We start from the raw sequence: 15,135 nt of genomic DNA on the forward strand, positions 1-15,135 counted from the left end.
GGCCACGGCCGGCCCCGCCCGTTGCCCCCTCCTCCTCCGAACACGCAAGGACGTCCCCATGCCCCCGACCACGTCGCGCGCCCGCGTGGCCGCCGCGGCGAGCCTCGCCGCCCTCACCCTCCTCACCGCCTGCGGCGAGGTCGTCCCCGAGGACGGGACCGCCGCGTCGTCCGGCCCCGTCACCGTGGTCGACGACATGGACCGCGAGGTGACCATCGACGGCCCCGTCGAGCGGGCCGTCGTGCTGAACAGCTACGCCAACGAGTTCGTCCGCGCCATCGGAGCCGGGGACGCCGTGGTCGGCGTCGACCGGATGTCGGCCGACCGCCTGCCCTACCTGGACATCTCCGAGGACGAGATCGTCAGCGAGGACCTGTCCGAGATCAACTACGAGGCCGTGGCCGAGCTCGACCCGGACGTCCTCATCCTGCCGCGCAACGGCGCCTGGCAGGAGGCGGCCGGCCAGCTGGAGTCCTTCGGCATCCCCGTGGTCGTCGCCACGGCCTGGGACTTCGACGTCTTCCACGACACCGTGACGCTCCTCGGCGAGATCTTCGGCGAGGCCGAGGGCGCCGAGCAGGTCGCCGGGTTCTACGACGAGATCTTCGCCCTCGTCTCCGAGCGCGTCGAGGGCACCGAGCCGGTCGGCGTCTACTGGGAGACCGAGCAGCCCTACCTCACCGCCCTGCCCGGCTCCGGGTTCGACCAGATCATCACCGCCGCCGGTGGCCGCAACGTCTTCGGCGACGTCGAGGCCGGCGGCGACGAGCAGTCCGAGACCACCGTCGACCCCGCCGCGGTCGTCGAGCGCGACCCCGGGCTCATCGTGCACGAGTTCGGCCCCGCCGCCGAGCCCACCGGCCAGGACCGGTTCGACGACATCCGCGATGACCTGCGCGGCCGGCCCGGCTGGGACGCCATCAGCGCCCAGCGGGACGGCGAGATCTATGTCAGCAACGGCTGGGCCACCAGCGGGCTGTCCAAGGCCCTCGGCGCGCTCTACCTCGCCACCTGGCTGCACCCCGAGCAGTTCGAGGACGTGGACCCCGACGACTACCTGCGGCGGTGGGTCGAGGACTTCCAGCGCACCGAGTTCGCCGGCGCGGACGCCTACATCCAGAAGGTGGCGTGAGGCCGATGTCGCTCGCCACCGGAAGTCCCCCCGAAAGCGCCCCCGCCGCCGCCCGCCCCGCCGCGCGCAGGCCCGGATCGATGCGCGGCCTCACCCTCGTCGCCGGGGCCGCGGTCTCACTGCTGGCCATCGGCTGGTGCGTGACCGTCGGCACCTCCGGAGCGACCCTGGCCGACGTCTGGCACGCCGTCCGGCTCTCCGTGTTCGGCGGCGTGCTCACCACGGAGTTCGAGCAGACCTTCACCATCATCACCGGCCTGCGGCTGCCACGGGCGCTGCTGGCCTTCGCCGCCGGCGCCGCGCTGTCGCTGGCCGGGGTCGTCATGCAGGGCCTGCTGCGCAACCCGCTGGTCAGCCCGTTCACGCTCGGCGTGTCCCCAGCGGCGGCCTTCGGCGCGTCCCTCGCCATCCTCGCCACCGGCGGAGCGGCCGGCTCGGCGTCGTGGCTGGTGGTGGGCAGCGCCCTCGCCACCGCGCTCGCGGTGTCGGCCCTCGTGCTCGGACTCGCCTCCGCCAGGTCGATGTCCACCGCCACCCTGCTGCTGCTCGGCATCGCGCTGACCCAGTTGTTCGAGGCCATGACCTCGGCCCTGCAGTTCGTGGCGAACGAGAACACCCTGCAGGCGATCGTGCGGTGGACGTTCGGGTCGGTCAACGACGCCACCTGGCGTGAGGTGCAGATCGTCGGGCTGGTCGCGCTCCTGCTGCTGCCGGTGCTGCTGTGGTTCGCCAAGGACCTCAACGCGGTGGCCTTCGCCGGGGACGACGCCGCCCGTAGCCTCGGCGTCAACGTCACCGCGCTGCGGGTCGGCCTCATCGTGGTGGCGGTGCTGCTCGCGTCCGTGGTGGTCTCCTTCTGCGGCGTGATCGGCTTCGTCGGGCTCGTCGGGCCGCACATCGCGCGGCTCGTGATCGGCGCCGACCACCGCTACCTCCTCCCGTTCTCCTTCCTCACCGGCGGCCTGCTGCTCCTGGTCGCCGACACCATCGGCCGCACCGTCCTCGCGCCGTCGGTCATCCCGGTCGGCATCGTGGTCGCCTTCATCGGCGCCCCGGTGTTCATCAACCTCATCCTCACCCGAAGGGCGGCCACGCGATGAGCCTCGAAGTCGCGGGCGTGGAGTTCGGCTACCGCCGGCACCCCGTCCTGGAGGGGATCGACCTCACCGTGGCCGAGGGCGCGTTCTGCGCGCTGCTCGGCCCCAACGGATCGGGCAAGTCGACCCTGACCAAGATCCTCGCCCGCATCCTCCGGCCGGGCGCCGGGACCGTCCGCCACGCCGGCCGGGACCTGCTCCGCATGCCGCGCCGCGAGCACGCCAGGATCGTGTCCTACGTGCCACAGTCCAGCGAGGCGCCCTTCGAACTGACCGTGCGCGAGGCCGTGCTGCTCGGCCGCACCCCGCACATCGGGCTGCTGCCCACCACCCACGACTGGGACGTCGTGGAGGCAGCGATCGACCAGCTCGGACTCGCCGACCTGCGTGAACGGCACTTGTCGGAGCTGTCCGGCGGGCAGGCGCAGCGGGTGCTCATCGCCCGCGCCCTGGCGCAGGAGCCGCGGGTGCTGCTGCTCGACGAACCCACCTCGGCGCTCGACCTGCGCTACCAGATCGAGACGCTGCGGATCGTGCGCGAGGTCACCCGGGAGCGCGGCGTCACCGCGCTCATCGCGATCCACGACCTCAACCACGCCGCGCACTTCTGCGACCAGGCGGTGCTGCTGCACGGCGGCCGGATCGTCGCCGACGGCCCTCCGGCCGAGGCGTTCGACGCCGCCACGCTCGGCCGCGTCTACGGCCTGGAAGTGCGGGTGGAGCGCACCGGTGACACGGTCGACGTGCGGCCGGCGGAACTGGACGGCACGTCCGGCGCGGACCGCCCCGAACCCCTGCCCCGGCCATGACCGCCACGGAGACGTTCGACGTCGTCGTGGTCGGCGCCGGGCCGCGCGGGGTCTCGGTGGTCGAGCGCCTGGCCGCCCGTTCCGAACCGGGCGAGGCGCCGGTGCGCGCCGCGCTCATCGACGCCGTGGAGATCGGGGCGGGCGCCACCTGGCGCACCGACCAGTCGGCCCTGCTGCTGAACAACACCTACAGCGCGCACACCACGATCTACACCGACGACTCCACCCCCATGTCCGGCCCCGTGACGCCCGGCCCGGACCTCACGGCGTGGGCGGCCGACCCGGAGGTCCCGCCCGGCCGGCCGGAGTGGGCGGCCCGCGAGATCGCCGAACTGCGGCCGTGGTCCTACCCCACGCGGCGGCTGCAGGGCGTGTACTACCGCGAGCAGCTCGCACGCGTGGTCGCCACCGGCCGGGTCGACGTCGCGGAGTTCCTCGGCCGGGCGGTCGACCTGACCGCGGGCCCCGACGGTGGCCGCACGGTGCGGCTGGCCGACGGCCGCACCGTGCACGGCGCCGTCGTGGTGCTCGCCCAGGGCATGGTGCAGGCCGTCCGCTCGCCACGCGTCCAGGAACTGGTGGACGCGGCCGAGCGCGACGGACTGGCGTACGTGGAGCCGGGCATGCCCGCCGAACGCGACTGGGACGTGGTCCCCGCCGGGGAGACCGTGCTGGTCGCGGGGCTCGGCGCCAACTTCTTCGACGTGGTCGCCCTGCTCACCGAGGGCCGCGGCGGGCGCTTCGAACCCGCCGGCGACCCCGAGTTCCCCGCCCGGCTGCGCTACCTGCCCGGCGGAGACGAACCGCGGCTGGTGGCCGGCTCACGCCGCGGCCTGCCGTACCGGGCCAAGGCCGCCTACCCCGACGGCTTCCCGCCGCGCTACCGGCCCCGGCTGGCCACCCGCGACTGGTTCGCCGAGGTCGCCCGGACCCCGTTCCAGGACTTCCGCACCGCCGTGTGGCCGCAGCTCGCCCGGGAACTGGCGTGGGCGCACCTGGCCACACTGCTCGACCACCACCCCGGCGCGCTCGTGCCCGGTGTCACGGCCGGGGTGCTGCTGGACCGGCTCGCCGCGGCCCCCGCGGACCGGATCGACGAGGTCGTCGCGGCGGCCGTCACCGGCCCGCGCTGGCACCTCGCGGTCGAGCGGCTGGACCGCCCCGGCCCGCGCGGCCCGTTCGGGGCGGAGGAGTGGGATCGCTGGGTCGCCCACCACGTCGACGAGGAACTGCGGGCGATTCACGATCCGCTCCGCAGCCCCCGCAACGCCGTGAACCGTGCCATGGCGGCGCTGCGCGGGCAGGTCCAGGCGCTGGTGCGCGCGGGTGCGATCGACGGCCGCAGCGTGGCCGCCGACGTCGCCGGGTGGTTCACCCCGCTCGGCCTGGCGCTCGCCTCGGGCCCGCCGCCGCGCCGCACCGCCGAGGTGCTGTCGCTCGTGGACGCCGGCCTGCTCACCTTCCTGGGAGAGGGCGCCACCTTCGGCCACGCCGACGGCGCCTTCGTCGGCGGCTCGCCCGTGGTCCGCCGCCCACCGGTGCGGGCCCGCGCGTTCGTCGAGACCCGGATGTCCAAGGGCCGCATCCCGGAGACGGACGACCCGCTGCTGCGCACACTGCTGGACGACGGCCGGGCCCGGCTGCACTCCTGGCCCAACGCCGACGGCACCCGCACGCCGGGCGGCACGCTGGACGTCACCACCGACGGCTTCCATCTCCTCGACGCCGAGGGGCGGGCCGACGATCGCGTCGTGGTCCTGGGCATCCCCGCCGAGGGCGTCCAGCCGGGCTCCGCCATCGGCGCCACCCCGGGTGTGCCGTCCCCGCTACTGGCCGGCGCGGACCGTGCGGCCGCGCACGTTCGCGCGGTCCGGGAGGCGACGGCGTCCGCCGGGGCGGCGCGCGGGTAGTGGCCGCCGCGTCGGCTCTCGTGGGCGATGGACTTCGGGATCCGCGGAACCGGGCGACACGGGGACGCGAGCGGCCGGCCGCCGAGCGGACCGCCCGCGTGCGCGCGGCAGGAATACGGCGACGGCTGGACGAGTGGTTCCTTTGTGGTTTGCGCCGGTGTGGTGGCGTGCCGGATCGGCGCGGTCATGGCCAGGATCGGCCGGCCGGCCCTGACCGCGGCCCCGCTCGAAGGTCCGGCCCGCCGTGGCACTCCAGGCCGAGCCGGCCTTCGAGAGTGTCGTTGACCGGCTCGATCGACTGCCGCACCGCTGTGAGCGGGTGTTCGCCGGGGCGGGGCCTGTCCCGCTCGAAGAGAGGGCCGCAGCAAGCGTGATCCCCCGCGCGAGGCGTCCAGCCTGGACCCGCTGGGAGGCGAAGCCCTGGCCGGCGATCAGGACCGGTCCGGGCGGCCAGGTGCGGTTCTGCTTCCCGCGTGGCCGCCAGGGCCGCGCGCTCGCCGGTCTTCGGGCCGGCCGGGCGCCACATGACGGGCAGGCGGTGCAGGGCGCGCGCCGGGAGCAGGCGCGGTCCCCGGTAGAGGCGCGAGCGGGGGTCGGCAGTAAGCCGTGTGCGCCCCCGTCCGGCCGGGCCGGAGGGTTTCCACCGTGGGGCGAAAGCGACCGCACTGCACGGGGGCGGTGGTCCACACGGTGCCGTGCCGGAAGCCGGTGCCGGTGGCGGCCGGCCGGGTCGTCTTGTTGACCGGGGGCGGCGGCTCGGAGTCGGTGAGCCGTGGCGGGCGGGGCGTGCGCCGCTTCATTTCCGGTCCGTCGTCGGTCTTCACGTGGAGTGCGGTCGAGAGGGGGTCCAGGTCTTGCGTCACAACTCGATCTCGGACGCCCTGTCCGCATGCCCGGACACCCACCAAACATCGCAACAACTCGGCTAGTGGAGACGGAAAGGCCCGCTTCCCCGGCCGGGGAAGCGAGCCCGCGTCGACTCGGGAGCGTGAACGGGGAGCCGTCAGCGCTCGTCCAGGCCGGTGACGAATCGCCGCGCCGCGCGCCGCGCCGCGTAGCGGTCCCTGCGGTTGTGGATCTTGGCGTACACCTGCCGCTCCCGGGAACAGCAGCGCACACCGCACTCCGCGCAGCAGGTGGGGGCGGCCAGCAGCATGGCCGGTTCCCACCGGCAGCGGGTGCCGGAGTCCTCCCGTGCCGGGCTCGGCGGCAGATCGCAGGGGCCGAATCGGTGGTCGTGGACCGGCCGTGGGCCGTGCTCCATGTAGCGGACCCACAGGGGCTTGGTCTTGTCCGTGCGGGACATCTCGTTCCTTCCGGAACCCGCCGCCCGCGACTCCCGGTCCTTCCGGGCGGGCGGCTAGGGCAACCGCCGCACGGCGCCACCTCCTTCCTTCTTTCTTCCTTCTTTCACGGCACCGGTCAGGCGGTCCCGTACTCGTGTTGCGGGCCCCGGTGGGCGCACCATGGCGGCCACGCCATCGGTGGTCCCGGCAGGTACGGCGGTTCCGGACGCGGCCCCTCGGGAGTGGAAAGCCTCACAGGATATCGATGCGCGCCGATCGCGCACAAGGGGCGCACCGGGTCCGGCCGGGCGGACCGTTCCACGGGCGGCACGCCGTGTCGCGGTCCCCCGCCCGGACCGCCCGGACTGCCCGGACCGTCGGCCGGAACAGCGCCAGCGCCCGAGCCCCGCGCCCGCCGCCGCGACCAGCGGCGCGCCCGGGCCATGCGCGCCCAGGATCACTTGGACAGCGCCGCGACGAACGGCGACGCGTACGTCGGCAGCGTCATCGAGCCGAGTGTCAGCGCCGCGTCGGCGGCAGGGATTCCGTGATCCGCCCAGGCGCGGCGCCTCTGAGCCGGCCGCCCCGTCCGTCCGTCGGGACGGGGCGAACCCGGCCGCCGTCGCCGCCCCGGCGAGCGCCATGGCCGCGAACGTGGCCGACCACTCCACGGTGCCGCCCGGACCAGGTGTCCACGGCCCCTGCGATCGCGACCGCCGAGGGGCGCTCGCGTCGCGCGTCCGGCCGGATTCGCGAACGGCCCCGGTCAGGGCGCCTCGGCGGCGACCCGGGCGTCCAGTACCTCCTCGGCGGCGCGCAGCCCGCTGGTCACCGCCCCCTCCAGGGCACCGTTGGCGGGGTAGGCGGCCGTCTCGGTCGCCGCCCAGTGGATCCGGCCGCAGGAGCGGCGCAGCAGCGGGCCGTACTCGGTAAGGAAGCCGGGCGGGGTGGGGGACTGGTACGCCCGGCTGTACCGTTCGGGGCCGACCGGGGACTGGGTGACGGCGACCGGGGCGGCCGCCAGCGGCCCGAACGCGCGTTCCAGGTTCTCCAGCAGCAGGCCGCGGTGGCGCGCGGGGGCGTCGAGGACGCTCTGGTCGGCGCCCAGCGGGTCGGCCGCACCGAAGGTGTAGGTGTGCGCGACCAGCCGTCCGTAGCCGGCGTCGGCGGGGGTGTCGTCGAAGGTCCAGGCGGGGATGCCGTCCTCGAAGACGGCCTCGCCGGACAGCCCGAAGTTGCGCCAGAACGGCCGCCAGTAGACGATCTCGGTCCGGACGATCTCCGCCTGCGGCCACTGCTGGTGCATCCGCCGCCGGCTGGCGGGGAGCCGTGGGGAGAACGTCACGCGCTGGGCGTCCGCGGGGGAGATCGCCATGATGACCCGGTCGGCGGTGAGCGCACCCCACGAGCCCGAGAGGCGCACGCGGTCGTTCCCCTGTTCCACGCCCGCGACGTGGCACCCGGTGCGCACGGCCGTGGCCGCGGCCAGCCGGTTGAGCAGTTCCGCCGGATCCAGCCGGAGCGGCTCCTGGTCATCGAGCGGCACCGCCCCCATATGAGCGAGCAGCCAGAGCATGCTGATGCGGTCGGCGGGTAGCCCCGCGTCGAAGGTCAGCCGCTCCTCCACCAGCTCCCGCAGGTCCGGGTCGGCCGTGTGGGCCCGCAACCAGGTGCGCACCGTCTGGGCGTCCAGTTCCTCCGCGCGGTCGGAGCGCCATGGCTCCGTGGGGTCGACGGCGGCGGCGAGCCGGGCGAGCCGGTCCAGCAGCCACTCGTTGCGCAGCCGGGTCCACCACGAGGCGTCGGCCGGGACATTCAGCGTGCTCACGGAGCTCGCCCCGGCCTCGTCGACGCGCAGGTCGTCGAGCGGACTCTCGGATCCGTCCGTTTCCACAGAGATCTCCAGTTCCTCGGCGAGCGCCAGCACGCCCCGGTCGTCGTGCCGGACGAACATCCGCCCCGGCGCGGTGCCCGCGCCCGCGGGCATCCGGACCCGCCCGCCCGCGTGCGATCCGCCCTCCAGGACGGCCACCGGCTCCACACCCCGCGAGCGCAGGCACCGCGCCGCCGCCAGTCCGGACAGCCCGGCCCCCACGATCGCGACCGCCACGTGCTCCATGAACGCCTTCCTCGTCGATCGGTTCCTTGCCGGGGACAACGGCCCAGCCGGTGCCGGAGTGCCGTGCGGCGCGGGGGTGCGCGAACCCGCTGGTGCGCGCGTCCCGCTCGATCCGGGCCCGGGTGCCCACGGCCGGTAAGGTGTGCTGGCGCGTCGCCGTCCACCACCGGGCCGGACGGGCGCCGCTCCGCCGCGTCGCAGGAAGGATCCGATCACCGATGGCTGTTCGCTTGCTGGCGCGGACGTTGCGCGGCCTGGAGGGAGTGGCGGCCGGGGAGGTCGAGGAGCAGGGGTACGGCAGGGTGGAGCGGCGCCGGCACCGCGAGGTGTGGTTCACCGCGCAGCGCCCCGGCCCTGGGCTGCTGGAGCTGCGCACCGTCGACGACGTGTTCCTGCTGGTGGGCGTCGCGGACGGTGTCGGGCACACCAAGGCCGATCTCGCGCGCTTCGCCGAGCTGGCCCGCTCCGCTTCGTTGCGGGACCTTCCGGCGGCGCGTGCCGCCTGCGGGGGCGCCGCAACCGTCTCCGGAGTGGACGTCGCCGCGTCGTTCCTGGGACGGCGGAACTACAACAGATACGACATCGAGGACGCCGTGGGCCGGGAGGCGGCCGACGCGCTGGGGCTGCCGTACCACTCCCGGCGGGAAGGTACCGCGCCGCCGGACGGCGGCCTCTCCTTCCGGGTGACGGTGGAGGGCGCCCAGGCGGTGCTGGCCGTGCGCATCGCCGCGCGCCCGCTGCACCGCCGCGCCTACAAGGAGGCGTCGACCCCCGGCACCACGCATCCGCCGCTGGCCGCCGCCATGGCGCGGCTGGCCGGCATCGAACCGGGGATGCGGGTGGTCGACCCGTGCTGCGGAACCGGGACGATCCCGATCGAGGCGTGCGAGGTGGCCCCCGGCGCCCGGGTGCTCGGCATGGACGTCGACCCGCGGCTGCCGGTGTCCGCCCGGGCCAACGCCGCCGCGGCGGACGCACCGGGCGCGGGCACGATCGCCTGGGGCGTCGCCGACGCCGGCCGGATGCCGCTCGCCACCGCCGTTGTCGACCGGGTGATCAGCAACCCGCCGTGGGGACGCCAGGTGGGGGCGCACGCGGCGCTGGCCGGGCACCCGGAGCGCTTCTACCGTGAGCTCCGGCGAGTGCTCGCGCCCGGCGGGTCGGCGGTCCTGCTGCTCCACGACGCCGACGAGCAGATCCGCCACGCCGGGAAGGCGGGGTTCGAGCCGGGCGAGGCCGTGGAGGTCGGTCTCTTCGGTACCCGCCCGTCGATCGTCACCCTCACCCACTGAGCCACCTCCCGCGGCGCTCCCCGTGACGGGCGCCGGCCGCGGAGCCGTCCGTCCGCGTGCCCCGGCGATTTCCGGGGTTTTCCGGCGATTGCGCCTTTCGCCGGTCTCCCGGCCGCGACATAAGTCAGGCGCTTGACTTAAACCAGCCGGTGGATTTAACTGGTCCGCAATCCCGAGCGCGAGGAGGTCCCCCGGTGAACCAGAGTGACGGTGAGCAGGTGCTGAGCTACCCGCTGCCCCGCCCGGCGGCCCTGGAGCCGCCCGCCGAATGGGCGGAGCTGCGGCAGCGGTGCCCGGTCGCCCACGTCAGGCTGCCCAGCGGTGACGGCGCCACACTGCTCACCCGCTACGCCGACGTCAAGCAGGTGCTGGCCGACCCGCGGGCCACCCGGCGGCTGGACGCCGACGACGCGGCCCGGCTCGCAGAGTCGTCCGAGCTCTTCAGCAGCGAGATGGCGATGGCCATCCCCGACAGCGGCGAGGAGCACCAGCGGTGGCGTCGTATGATCAGCAAATGGTTCACGGCCAAGCGGATGGTCGCGCTTCGGCCGTCGATCGAAGCCATGGCGGAGCGACTGATCGACGAGATGGTGGAGCGCGGGCATCCGGTGGACATCAAGGCCGCCCTGGGCTTCCCGCTCCCCGTGTGGGTCATCTGCGACATGCTCGGCGTCCCGGCCGACGACCGTGACAGGTTCTCCTACTGGTCCGACACCATGCTCAACCTGAGCCGGTACTCCCAGGCCGAGATCGCGGCGGCGCAGGCCGAGTTCGTCGCGTACATGCGGGCGCACATCACGGCCAGGCGCGCCGAGCCGGGCGACGACCTGCTCAGCCACCTCATCGCCGACTCCGACTCCGACGGCGGCCGGCTCTCCGAAGCCACCCTGGTCGCCACCGGGCAGGGCCTGCTCGTCGCCGGACACGAGACCACCGCCAACATGATCGGCAAGATGGTGGCCATGCTGCTCGCCGACCGGTCACGCTGGGAGCGGTTGCTGGCCGACCATTCGCTGGTCCGTTCGGCGGTGGAGGAGGTGCTGCGGTTCGACGCCGACCTGGGCTTCTCGCTGCCGCGCTACCTTCACGAGGACGTGGAGGTCGGCGGCACCGTGCTCCCGCGCGGCACCACCACGCTGTGCGACATGGCGGCGGCCAACCGCGACGAGAGCGCCTTCGAGGGCGCCGCAGAGCTGGACCTGACGCGCAGCCCCAACCCGCACCTGGCGTTCGGCGCCGGGCCGCACTCGTGCCTCGGGCAGCCGCTGGCGCGCACCGAACTGCAGGTCGTGCTGGAAGTGCTGCTGCGCCGGCTGCCCAGCCTCGAACTGGCCGTCCCGGCCGGGGACCTGCGCCGTGTCGAAGGGCTCGTCGTGGGCGGGCTGCAGGAGGTTCCAGTGCGATGGTGATCAGCAATGGCGGGTAGGACGGTGCGCGCCGGGCGGTCCAGCGCGACCCGGGAGCAGATCCTCGCCGCCGCGGAGCGGCTGTTCGCGGAGCACGGTGTGCTCGCGGTGTCCAACCGCCAGGTCAGCGAGGCCGCGGGGCAGGGCAACAACTTCGCGGTCGGCTACCACTTCGGCACCAAGGAGGACCTGGTGCGGGAGATCGTGCGCCGGCACTCCGAGCAGGTGGTCGAGAGCCGCCGCCGGATGCTGGCCGAGGTGAGCGGCTCCGGCGAGCTGCGCGACTGGGTGGCGTGCCTGGTGCGGCCGCTCACCGAGCACCTGGCCACGCTGGGCGTCCCCAGCTGGTTCGCGCGGTTCAGCGCCCAGGTCATGACCGAGCCGGCCTTCCGCGAGATCGTGATCGAGCAGTCCCGGAACGAACCGTCGATGCAGCCGCTCCGCGACGGGCTGCGTCGCTGCGTCCCGGCGCTGCCGGTGGAGGTGGCCGCCGAACGCGCCGACATGGCCCGGCATCTCATGATGCACACCTGCGCCGAGCGGGAGCGCGCCCTGGCCGAGGGCGCACCCACCCACCGGGGCACGTGGGACGACACCGCGACCGGCCTGATCGACGCGATCACCGGCCTGTTGCTGGCGCCGGTCACGCCGGTGCCGGAGCAGGACGGTGCCGGGTAGCCGCCCGCGACGATCCCGGCGGCGGCCGGCCACGCCCGTGACCGGCCGCCGCCCGGGTCAGAACAGGGTGCGCACCGCGTCCACGACGCGCCGCCCGGAGTCGAGCACCGGGATCAGCGGCCACTTGTCGAACACCGTGCACGGGTGGGACAGGCCCAGTTCGACGATGTCGCCGACCACGGGAGCGTGCGCGGCCGAAGCGCTGATGTCCAGGAACCCGTGGTGGTCGTTGAGTTCGGCCACGCGCACGCCCCCGTCCAGCGGGATCCGGCGCTCCCCGCGCAGCAGGGCGCGCGGCACGGGCAGGTCGATGTCGAAGGACACGTCCCGCTTGCCGACCCCCAGCAGCGCCCGGCCCGGTTCCGGCCGGGACAGCACCCGGGCGTAGCAGCTCAGCGCCGGGCGCAGCGGATCGGCCACGGCGGAGGAGCGCAGCGGCGACGCGCGTTCCATGAACAGGTCGTCGTGGGTGACGTAGCACCCGGAGCGGACGACGCGCCGCAGGGGCACCGACAGCGAGGGAGGATCGGACAGCGCGTCGGCCACCAGATCCGGGTAGCCGCTGCCGCCCGCGGTGACGATCACCTCGGGCACCTCGGCGAACAGGCCCTCGGCGTCGGCGCGCACGGTGAAGTCGAGCAGCCGGTCCAGCCAGCCGCGGACCCGGGCCGGTGAGTCGTCGTCGCGGCGCTGCGGGAAGACGCCCTCGAACGCCTCCACCCCGGCCAGGACCAGGTGCGCGCTGTCGCGCACGAGCCGGGCCAGATCGAGCGCGCGGTCGATGTCCCGCACACCGGCCCGGCGCCCCTGCACGCCGAGCTCCACCAGCACCGGCAGCGGCCGGTGCGCCCCGGCCAGGGCCGCCTCGGCGAGACGGACGCCCTCGGCGGAGTCCACCAGGCACACGGGATGGAATCCGGGGTCGCCGAGGGCGCCGGCGAGCCAGGCGAGCTGGCCGCCGTCCACGACCTCGTTGACGATCAGCACCCGCCCGACCCCGAAGGAACGCATCGTGCGCGCCTGCGCGACCGTCGCCGCCGACAGCGCCCAGGCGCCGCGCGCGAGCTGCGCGGACCACAGGTGCGGGGACATGGTGGTCTTGGCGTGCGGGGCGAGGTCGAGGCCCCGCTCGGCACACCAGCGGGCGAAGCGGTCCAGGTTGTGCCGGAGCGCGTCGGCGTCCAGGGTCACGGCGGGGAGCCACAGATCGCGCAGGTGCAGCCCGGCCCGGCGGACGTCGGCCACCGAGGTGGGGCTCACCGGCAGGGACCGCGCCTCGACCGGGGCGGCGTCCAGCCCGGCCAGCGACTCCGCGGGCAGCCCCGTGCCGGCGGCCGGGCCGGAGATCCACGTCGTGGTGTCGGTCAACGGGCACCCCCGGTGGCCGTCCGCTCCGGGCGCGGGAACGGCTCATCGAAGTCCTCGGGCCGCTCCAGGCGCCGCACCGAGGTCCGGACCCGCGCCTGCCGGTCGGCTTCGGCCCGCTGCTGCGCGGCGCTGAGCGGCACCCAGACCGGCGGGGGTTCCGCCGCCCTCGGCGGCAGTCGCCGGCCGGCGACGTAGGTGGCGGTGTTGGTGAGGCGCAGCGGCGCCTCGCGTACGCCGCCGTGCACGTCCACGGCCGGGAACGCGCCCGCTTCCGCCTCGAACACCGCGATGTCGGCGTCCGAGCCGACGGCCAGGGTCCCCGAGGACAGTCCGAGAGCGCGGGCGGGGCGCACGGTGACGGCCGCGACCGTGTCGGCCAGGCTCAGACCGGCGGCCATCGCCTTGCCCATGACGGTCGGCAGGTCGTACGCCGGCCCGTACACCGACCGGAGGTGCAGGTCGGTGGAGACGATGGGCGTGATGCCGGCCGCCAGCTCGGCTTCGAGCACGTCGAAGGCGAAGGCGCCCGAGCCGTGCCCGAGGTCGAACAGCACGCCCGCGTCGCGCAGACGCAGGAGCGTGTCGGTGGCGCGCCCGTCGGCGACCAGGCCGGTGCCCACCCCGGTCGCGCAGTGGGTGAGGATGTCGCCCTCCTTGAGCAGCGGCGCGACGTCGGCGAGGTCGGGCGGGCCGTAGCCGATGTGCACCATGAGGGGCTTGGCCAGGCGGTCGGCGAGCAGCCGCGCCCGGCGCAGCGGTTCCAGGCCGTGCGGGCCGACGGTGTGCCGGTCGATGCGTGCCTTGACCCCGCGCACCAGGTCGGCGTGCTCGGCGGCCACCGCCGCGGAGGTGTCCACGTCGAGGTTCTCCAGGACGTGGTGTTCCCCGGTCCGGCCGACCAGGCCGGTACCGGCGACGTTGAGCATCGCGTGGATCCGCAGCGGGGAGGGCGCGGCGACGTTACGGTGCAGCGCCGCCAGTGTGTAGGCGCCCGCCGATCCGGCGTCGACCCAGGTCGTGACCCCGGTCCGCCAGGCCACCGGTTCCGGGTCGAGCCCCCAGTAGCCGGCGCCGTGCCCGACGTGCGTGTGCGTGTCGATGAGCCCGGGGAGCACCAGGTGGCCGGAGACGTCGAGGGCGCGCGCCGCCTGCGAGCGCGGCAGGCCGGCCGCCACGGCGGCGACCTTCCCGTCCCGCACGGCGACGTCGGCCGGCCCGTCGCGGCCCGACGCGGGATCGATGACACGGCCGCCGTGGAGCAACAGGTCCCACACACCAACCACCCTTGTCGCGCTATGTGTGCCCGAGTTGACGTAATGTCAGCACTGGTGGAATGAGAACACTCCCGGGTGGCACGGGTCAATGCGACCGGGCGCGGGCGGCGGCACGACGTCCACGGCGGCGGAATCGAGGTCCGGTGCACGGCGACGAACGACCGGTGGTGATCGACGGCGGCGACCGGTCCTGCGTGCGGCTGCTCCTCGAACTGCGCGGGCGCGTGGCGCCGCTGGCGCCGGGGACTGTGGTGCACCTGATCGCCACCGACCCGGCGGCCCCGCTGGACGTGCCCGCCTGGTGCCATCTGACCGGTCACGCCTATCTCGGCCCGGTCGCGCACGACGGCCGCCCCGCCTACCGGCTACGGACCGCGGCGCGACCACGCCGGACCCGGCCCGGAGCCCCCTGGCACCCCGCCGAGTGACGGGCCGTGACCGCTTCGTGGAGGAGGGCCTGCCACTGGGGCGCCGAGCTCCTGCTCATCACCACCACGGACGGAACCGTATGCCCGCTCTCCCCGACCGACCGCAAGGAGCTGGACGATCGCACGCGAGCGGTGCACCTGTTCCACTCGGCCGCGGGGTTCGGCATGACAACGCGGTTGGCCGTCCGTCAGGATCGGTCCCCGGCAGCGCGGTGCCGGGAGTCCGGGCACGTTGTGACGTCGACTGTGGGATGCCTCCGGCGCGGCGCCTGATGGCGGTGCCCGGTGCGCCGTGGCTCCCCCCGGGGGGCCGGTGGATGAGCGGTGTGCTCGGTG

12 protein-coding genes are annotated in these 15,135 nt (G+C 74.7%); 8 read left to right on the plus strand and 4 right to left on the minus strand.

What is annotated here, in order from left to right:
- Positions 1 to 58: 58 nt before the first annotated feature.
- Genes ACFQRF_RS20885 through ACFQRF_RS20900 form a run of 4 tightly spaced genes read left to right on the plus strand, consistent with a single transcriptional unit; the run spans position 59 to position 4,948 of the window.
- A complete protein-coding gene (locus ACFQRF_RS20885) occupies positions 59 to 1,132 on the plus strand; it encodes an ABC transporter substrate-binding protein (protein ID WP_379872822.1) in 1,074 nt (357 codons plus the stop codon).
- A gap of 5 nt (positions 1,133 to 1,137) precedes the next feature.
- Positions 1,138 to 2,232, plus strand: a complete 1,095-nt coding sequence (locus ACFQRF_RS20890; protein WP_379872823.1) for a FecCD family ABC transporter permease — start codon at positions 1,138 to 1,140, stop codon at positions 2,230 to 2,232.
- Complete coding sequence (locus ACFQRF_RS20895; RefSeq protein ID WP_379872824.1) at positions 2,229 to 3,038, plus strand: ABC transporter ATP-binding protein; 810 nt, start codon at positions 2,229 to 2,231, stop codon at positions 3,036 to 3,038. The genes ACFQRF_RS20890 and ACFQRF_RS20895 overlap by 4 nt, the downstream gene beginning before the upstream one ends.
- Positions 3,035 to 4,948, plus strand: coding sequence for an FAD/NAD(P)-binding protein (locus ACFQRF_RS20900; protein ID WP_379872825.1), 1,914 nt, complete (start codon positions 3,035 to 3,037; stop codon positions 4,946 to 4,948). The genes ACFQRF_RS20895 and ACFQRF_RS20900 overlap by 4 nt, the downstream gene beginning before the upstream one ends.
- Before the next feature lie 1,003 nt (positions 4,949 to 5,951).
- Here ACFQRF_RS20900 and ACFQRF_RS20905 read toward each other — a convergent pair.
- The gene (locus ACFQRF_RS20905; RefSeq protein WP_379872826.1) at positions 5,952 to 6,254 is read right to left on the minus strand and encodes a hypothetical protein; all 303 of its coding nucleotides are present in this window, start codon (positions 6,252 to 6,254) and stop codon (positions 5,952 to 5,954) included.
- 746 nt (positions 6,255 to 7,000) lie between these two features.
- Positions 7,001 to 8,353, minus strand: coding sequence for a flavin monoamine oxidase family protein (locus ACFQRF_RS20910; protein WP_379872827.1), 1,353 nt, complete (start codon positions 8,351 to 8,353; stop codon positions 7,001 to 7,003).
- A 218-nt stretch (positions 8,354 to 8,571) separates the two neighbouring features.
- Here ACFQRF_RS20910 and ACFQRF_RS20915 point away from each other — a divergent pair, with 218 nt between their 5' ends.
- The 3 genes from ACFQRF_RS20915 to ACFQRF_RS20925 all read left to right on the plus strand — a co-directional run bounded on the left by ACFQRF_RS20915 (position 8,572) and on the right by ACFQRF_RS20925 (position 11,729).
- Positions 8,572 to 9,645 carry a TRM11 family SAM-dependent methyltransferase gene (locus ACFQRF_RS20915; protein ID WP_379872828.1) on the plus strand — a complete coding sequence of 358 codons (1,074 nt, stop codon included), beginning with the start codon at positions 8,572 to 8,574 and terminating at the stop codon, positions 9,643 to 9,645.
- A gap of 194 nt (positions 9,646 to 9,839) precedes the next feature.
- Positions 9,840 to 11,054, plus strand: a complete 1,215-nt coding sequence (locus tag ACFQRF_RS20920; RefSeq protein WP_379872829.1) for a cytochrome P450 — start codon at positions 9,840 to 9,842, stop codon at positions 11,052 to 11,054.
- A gap of 6 nt (positions 11,055 to 11,060) precedes the next feature.
- The gene (locus ACFQRF_RS20925) at positions 11,061 to 11,729 is read left to right on the plus strand and encodes a TetR/AcrR family transcriptional regulator (protein ID WP_379872830.1); all 669 of its coding nucleotides are present in this window, start codon (positions 11,061 to 11,063) and stop codon (positions 11,727 to 11,729) included.
- A gap of 57 nt (positions 11,730 to 11,786) precedes the next feature.
- On the opposite strand, the gene ACFQRF_RS20930 is transcribed toward ACFQRF_RS20925, so the two are convergent.
- Together ACFQRF_RS20930 and ACFQRF_RS20935 are read right to left on the minus strand one after the other, a co-directional pair.
- Positions 11,787 to 13,097, minus strand: a complete 1,311-nt coding sequence (locus ACFQRF_RS20930) for an alanine racemase (protein ID WP_379872831.1) — start codon at positions 13,095 to 13,097, stop codon at positions 11,787 to 11,789.
- Positions 13,094 to 14,371, minus strand: a complete 1,278-nt coding sequence (locus ACFQRF_RS20935; protein ID WP_379872832.1) for an amidohydrolase family protein — start codon at positions 14,369 to 14,371, stop codon at positions 13,094 to 13,096. The genes ACFQRF_RS20930 and ACFQRF_RS20935 overlap by 4 nt, the downstream gene beginning before the upstream one ends.
- 143 nt (positions 14,372 to 14,514) lie before the next feature.
- Between ACFQRF_RS20935 and ACFQRF_RS20940 the strand changes: the two genes are divergently transcribed.
- The gene (locus tag ACFQRF_RS20940) at positions 14,515 to 14,799 is read left to right on the plus strand and encodes a sulfurtransferase TusA family protein (protein WP_379872833.1); all 285 of its coding nucleotides are present in this window, start codon (positions 14,515 to 14,517) and stop codon (positions 14,797 to 14,799) included.
- Positions 14,800 to 15,135 lie beyond the last annotated feature (336 nt).

Origin of the sequence: Marinactinospora rubrisoli (assembly GCF_042664915.1) — a bacterium.
GTDB classification, from domain to species: Bacteria; Actinomycetota; Actinomycetes; order Streptosporangiales; family Streptosporangiaceae; genus Marinitenerispora; species Marinitenerispora rubrisoli.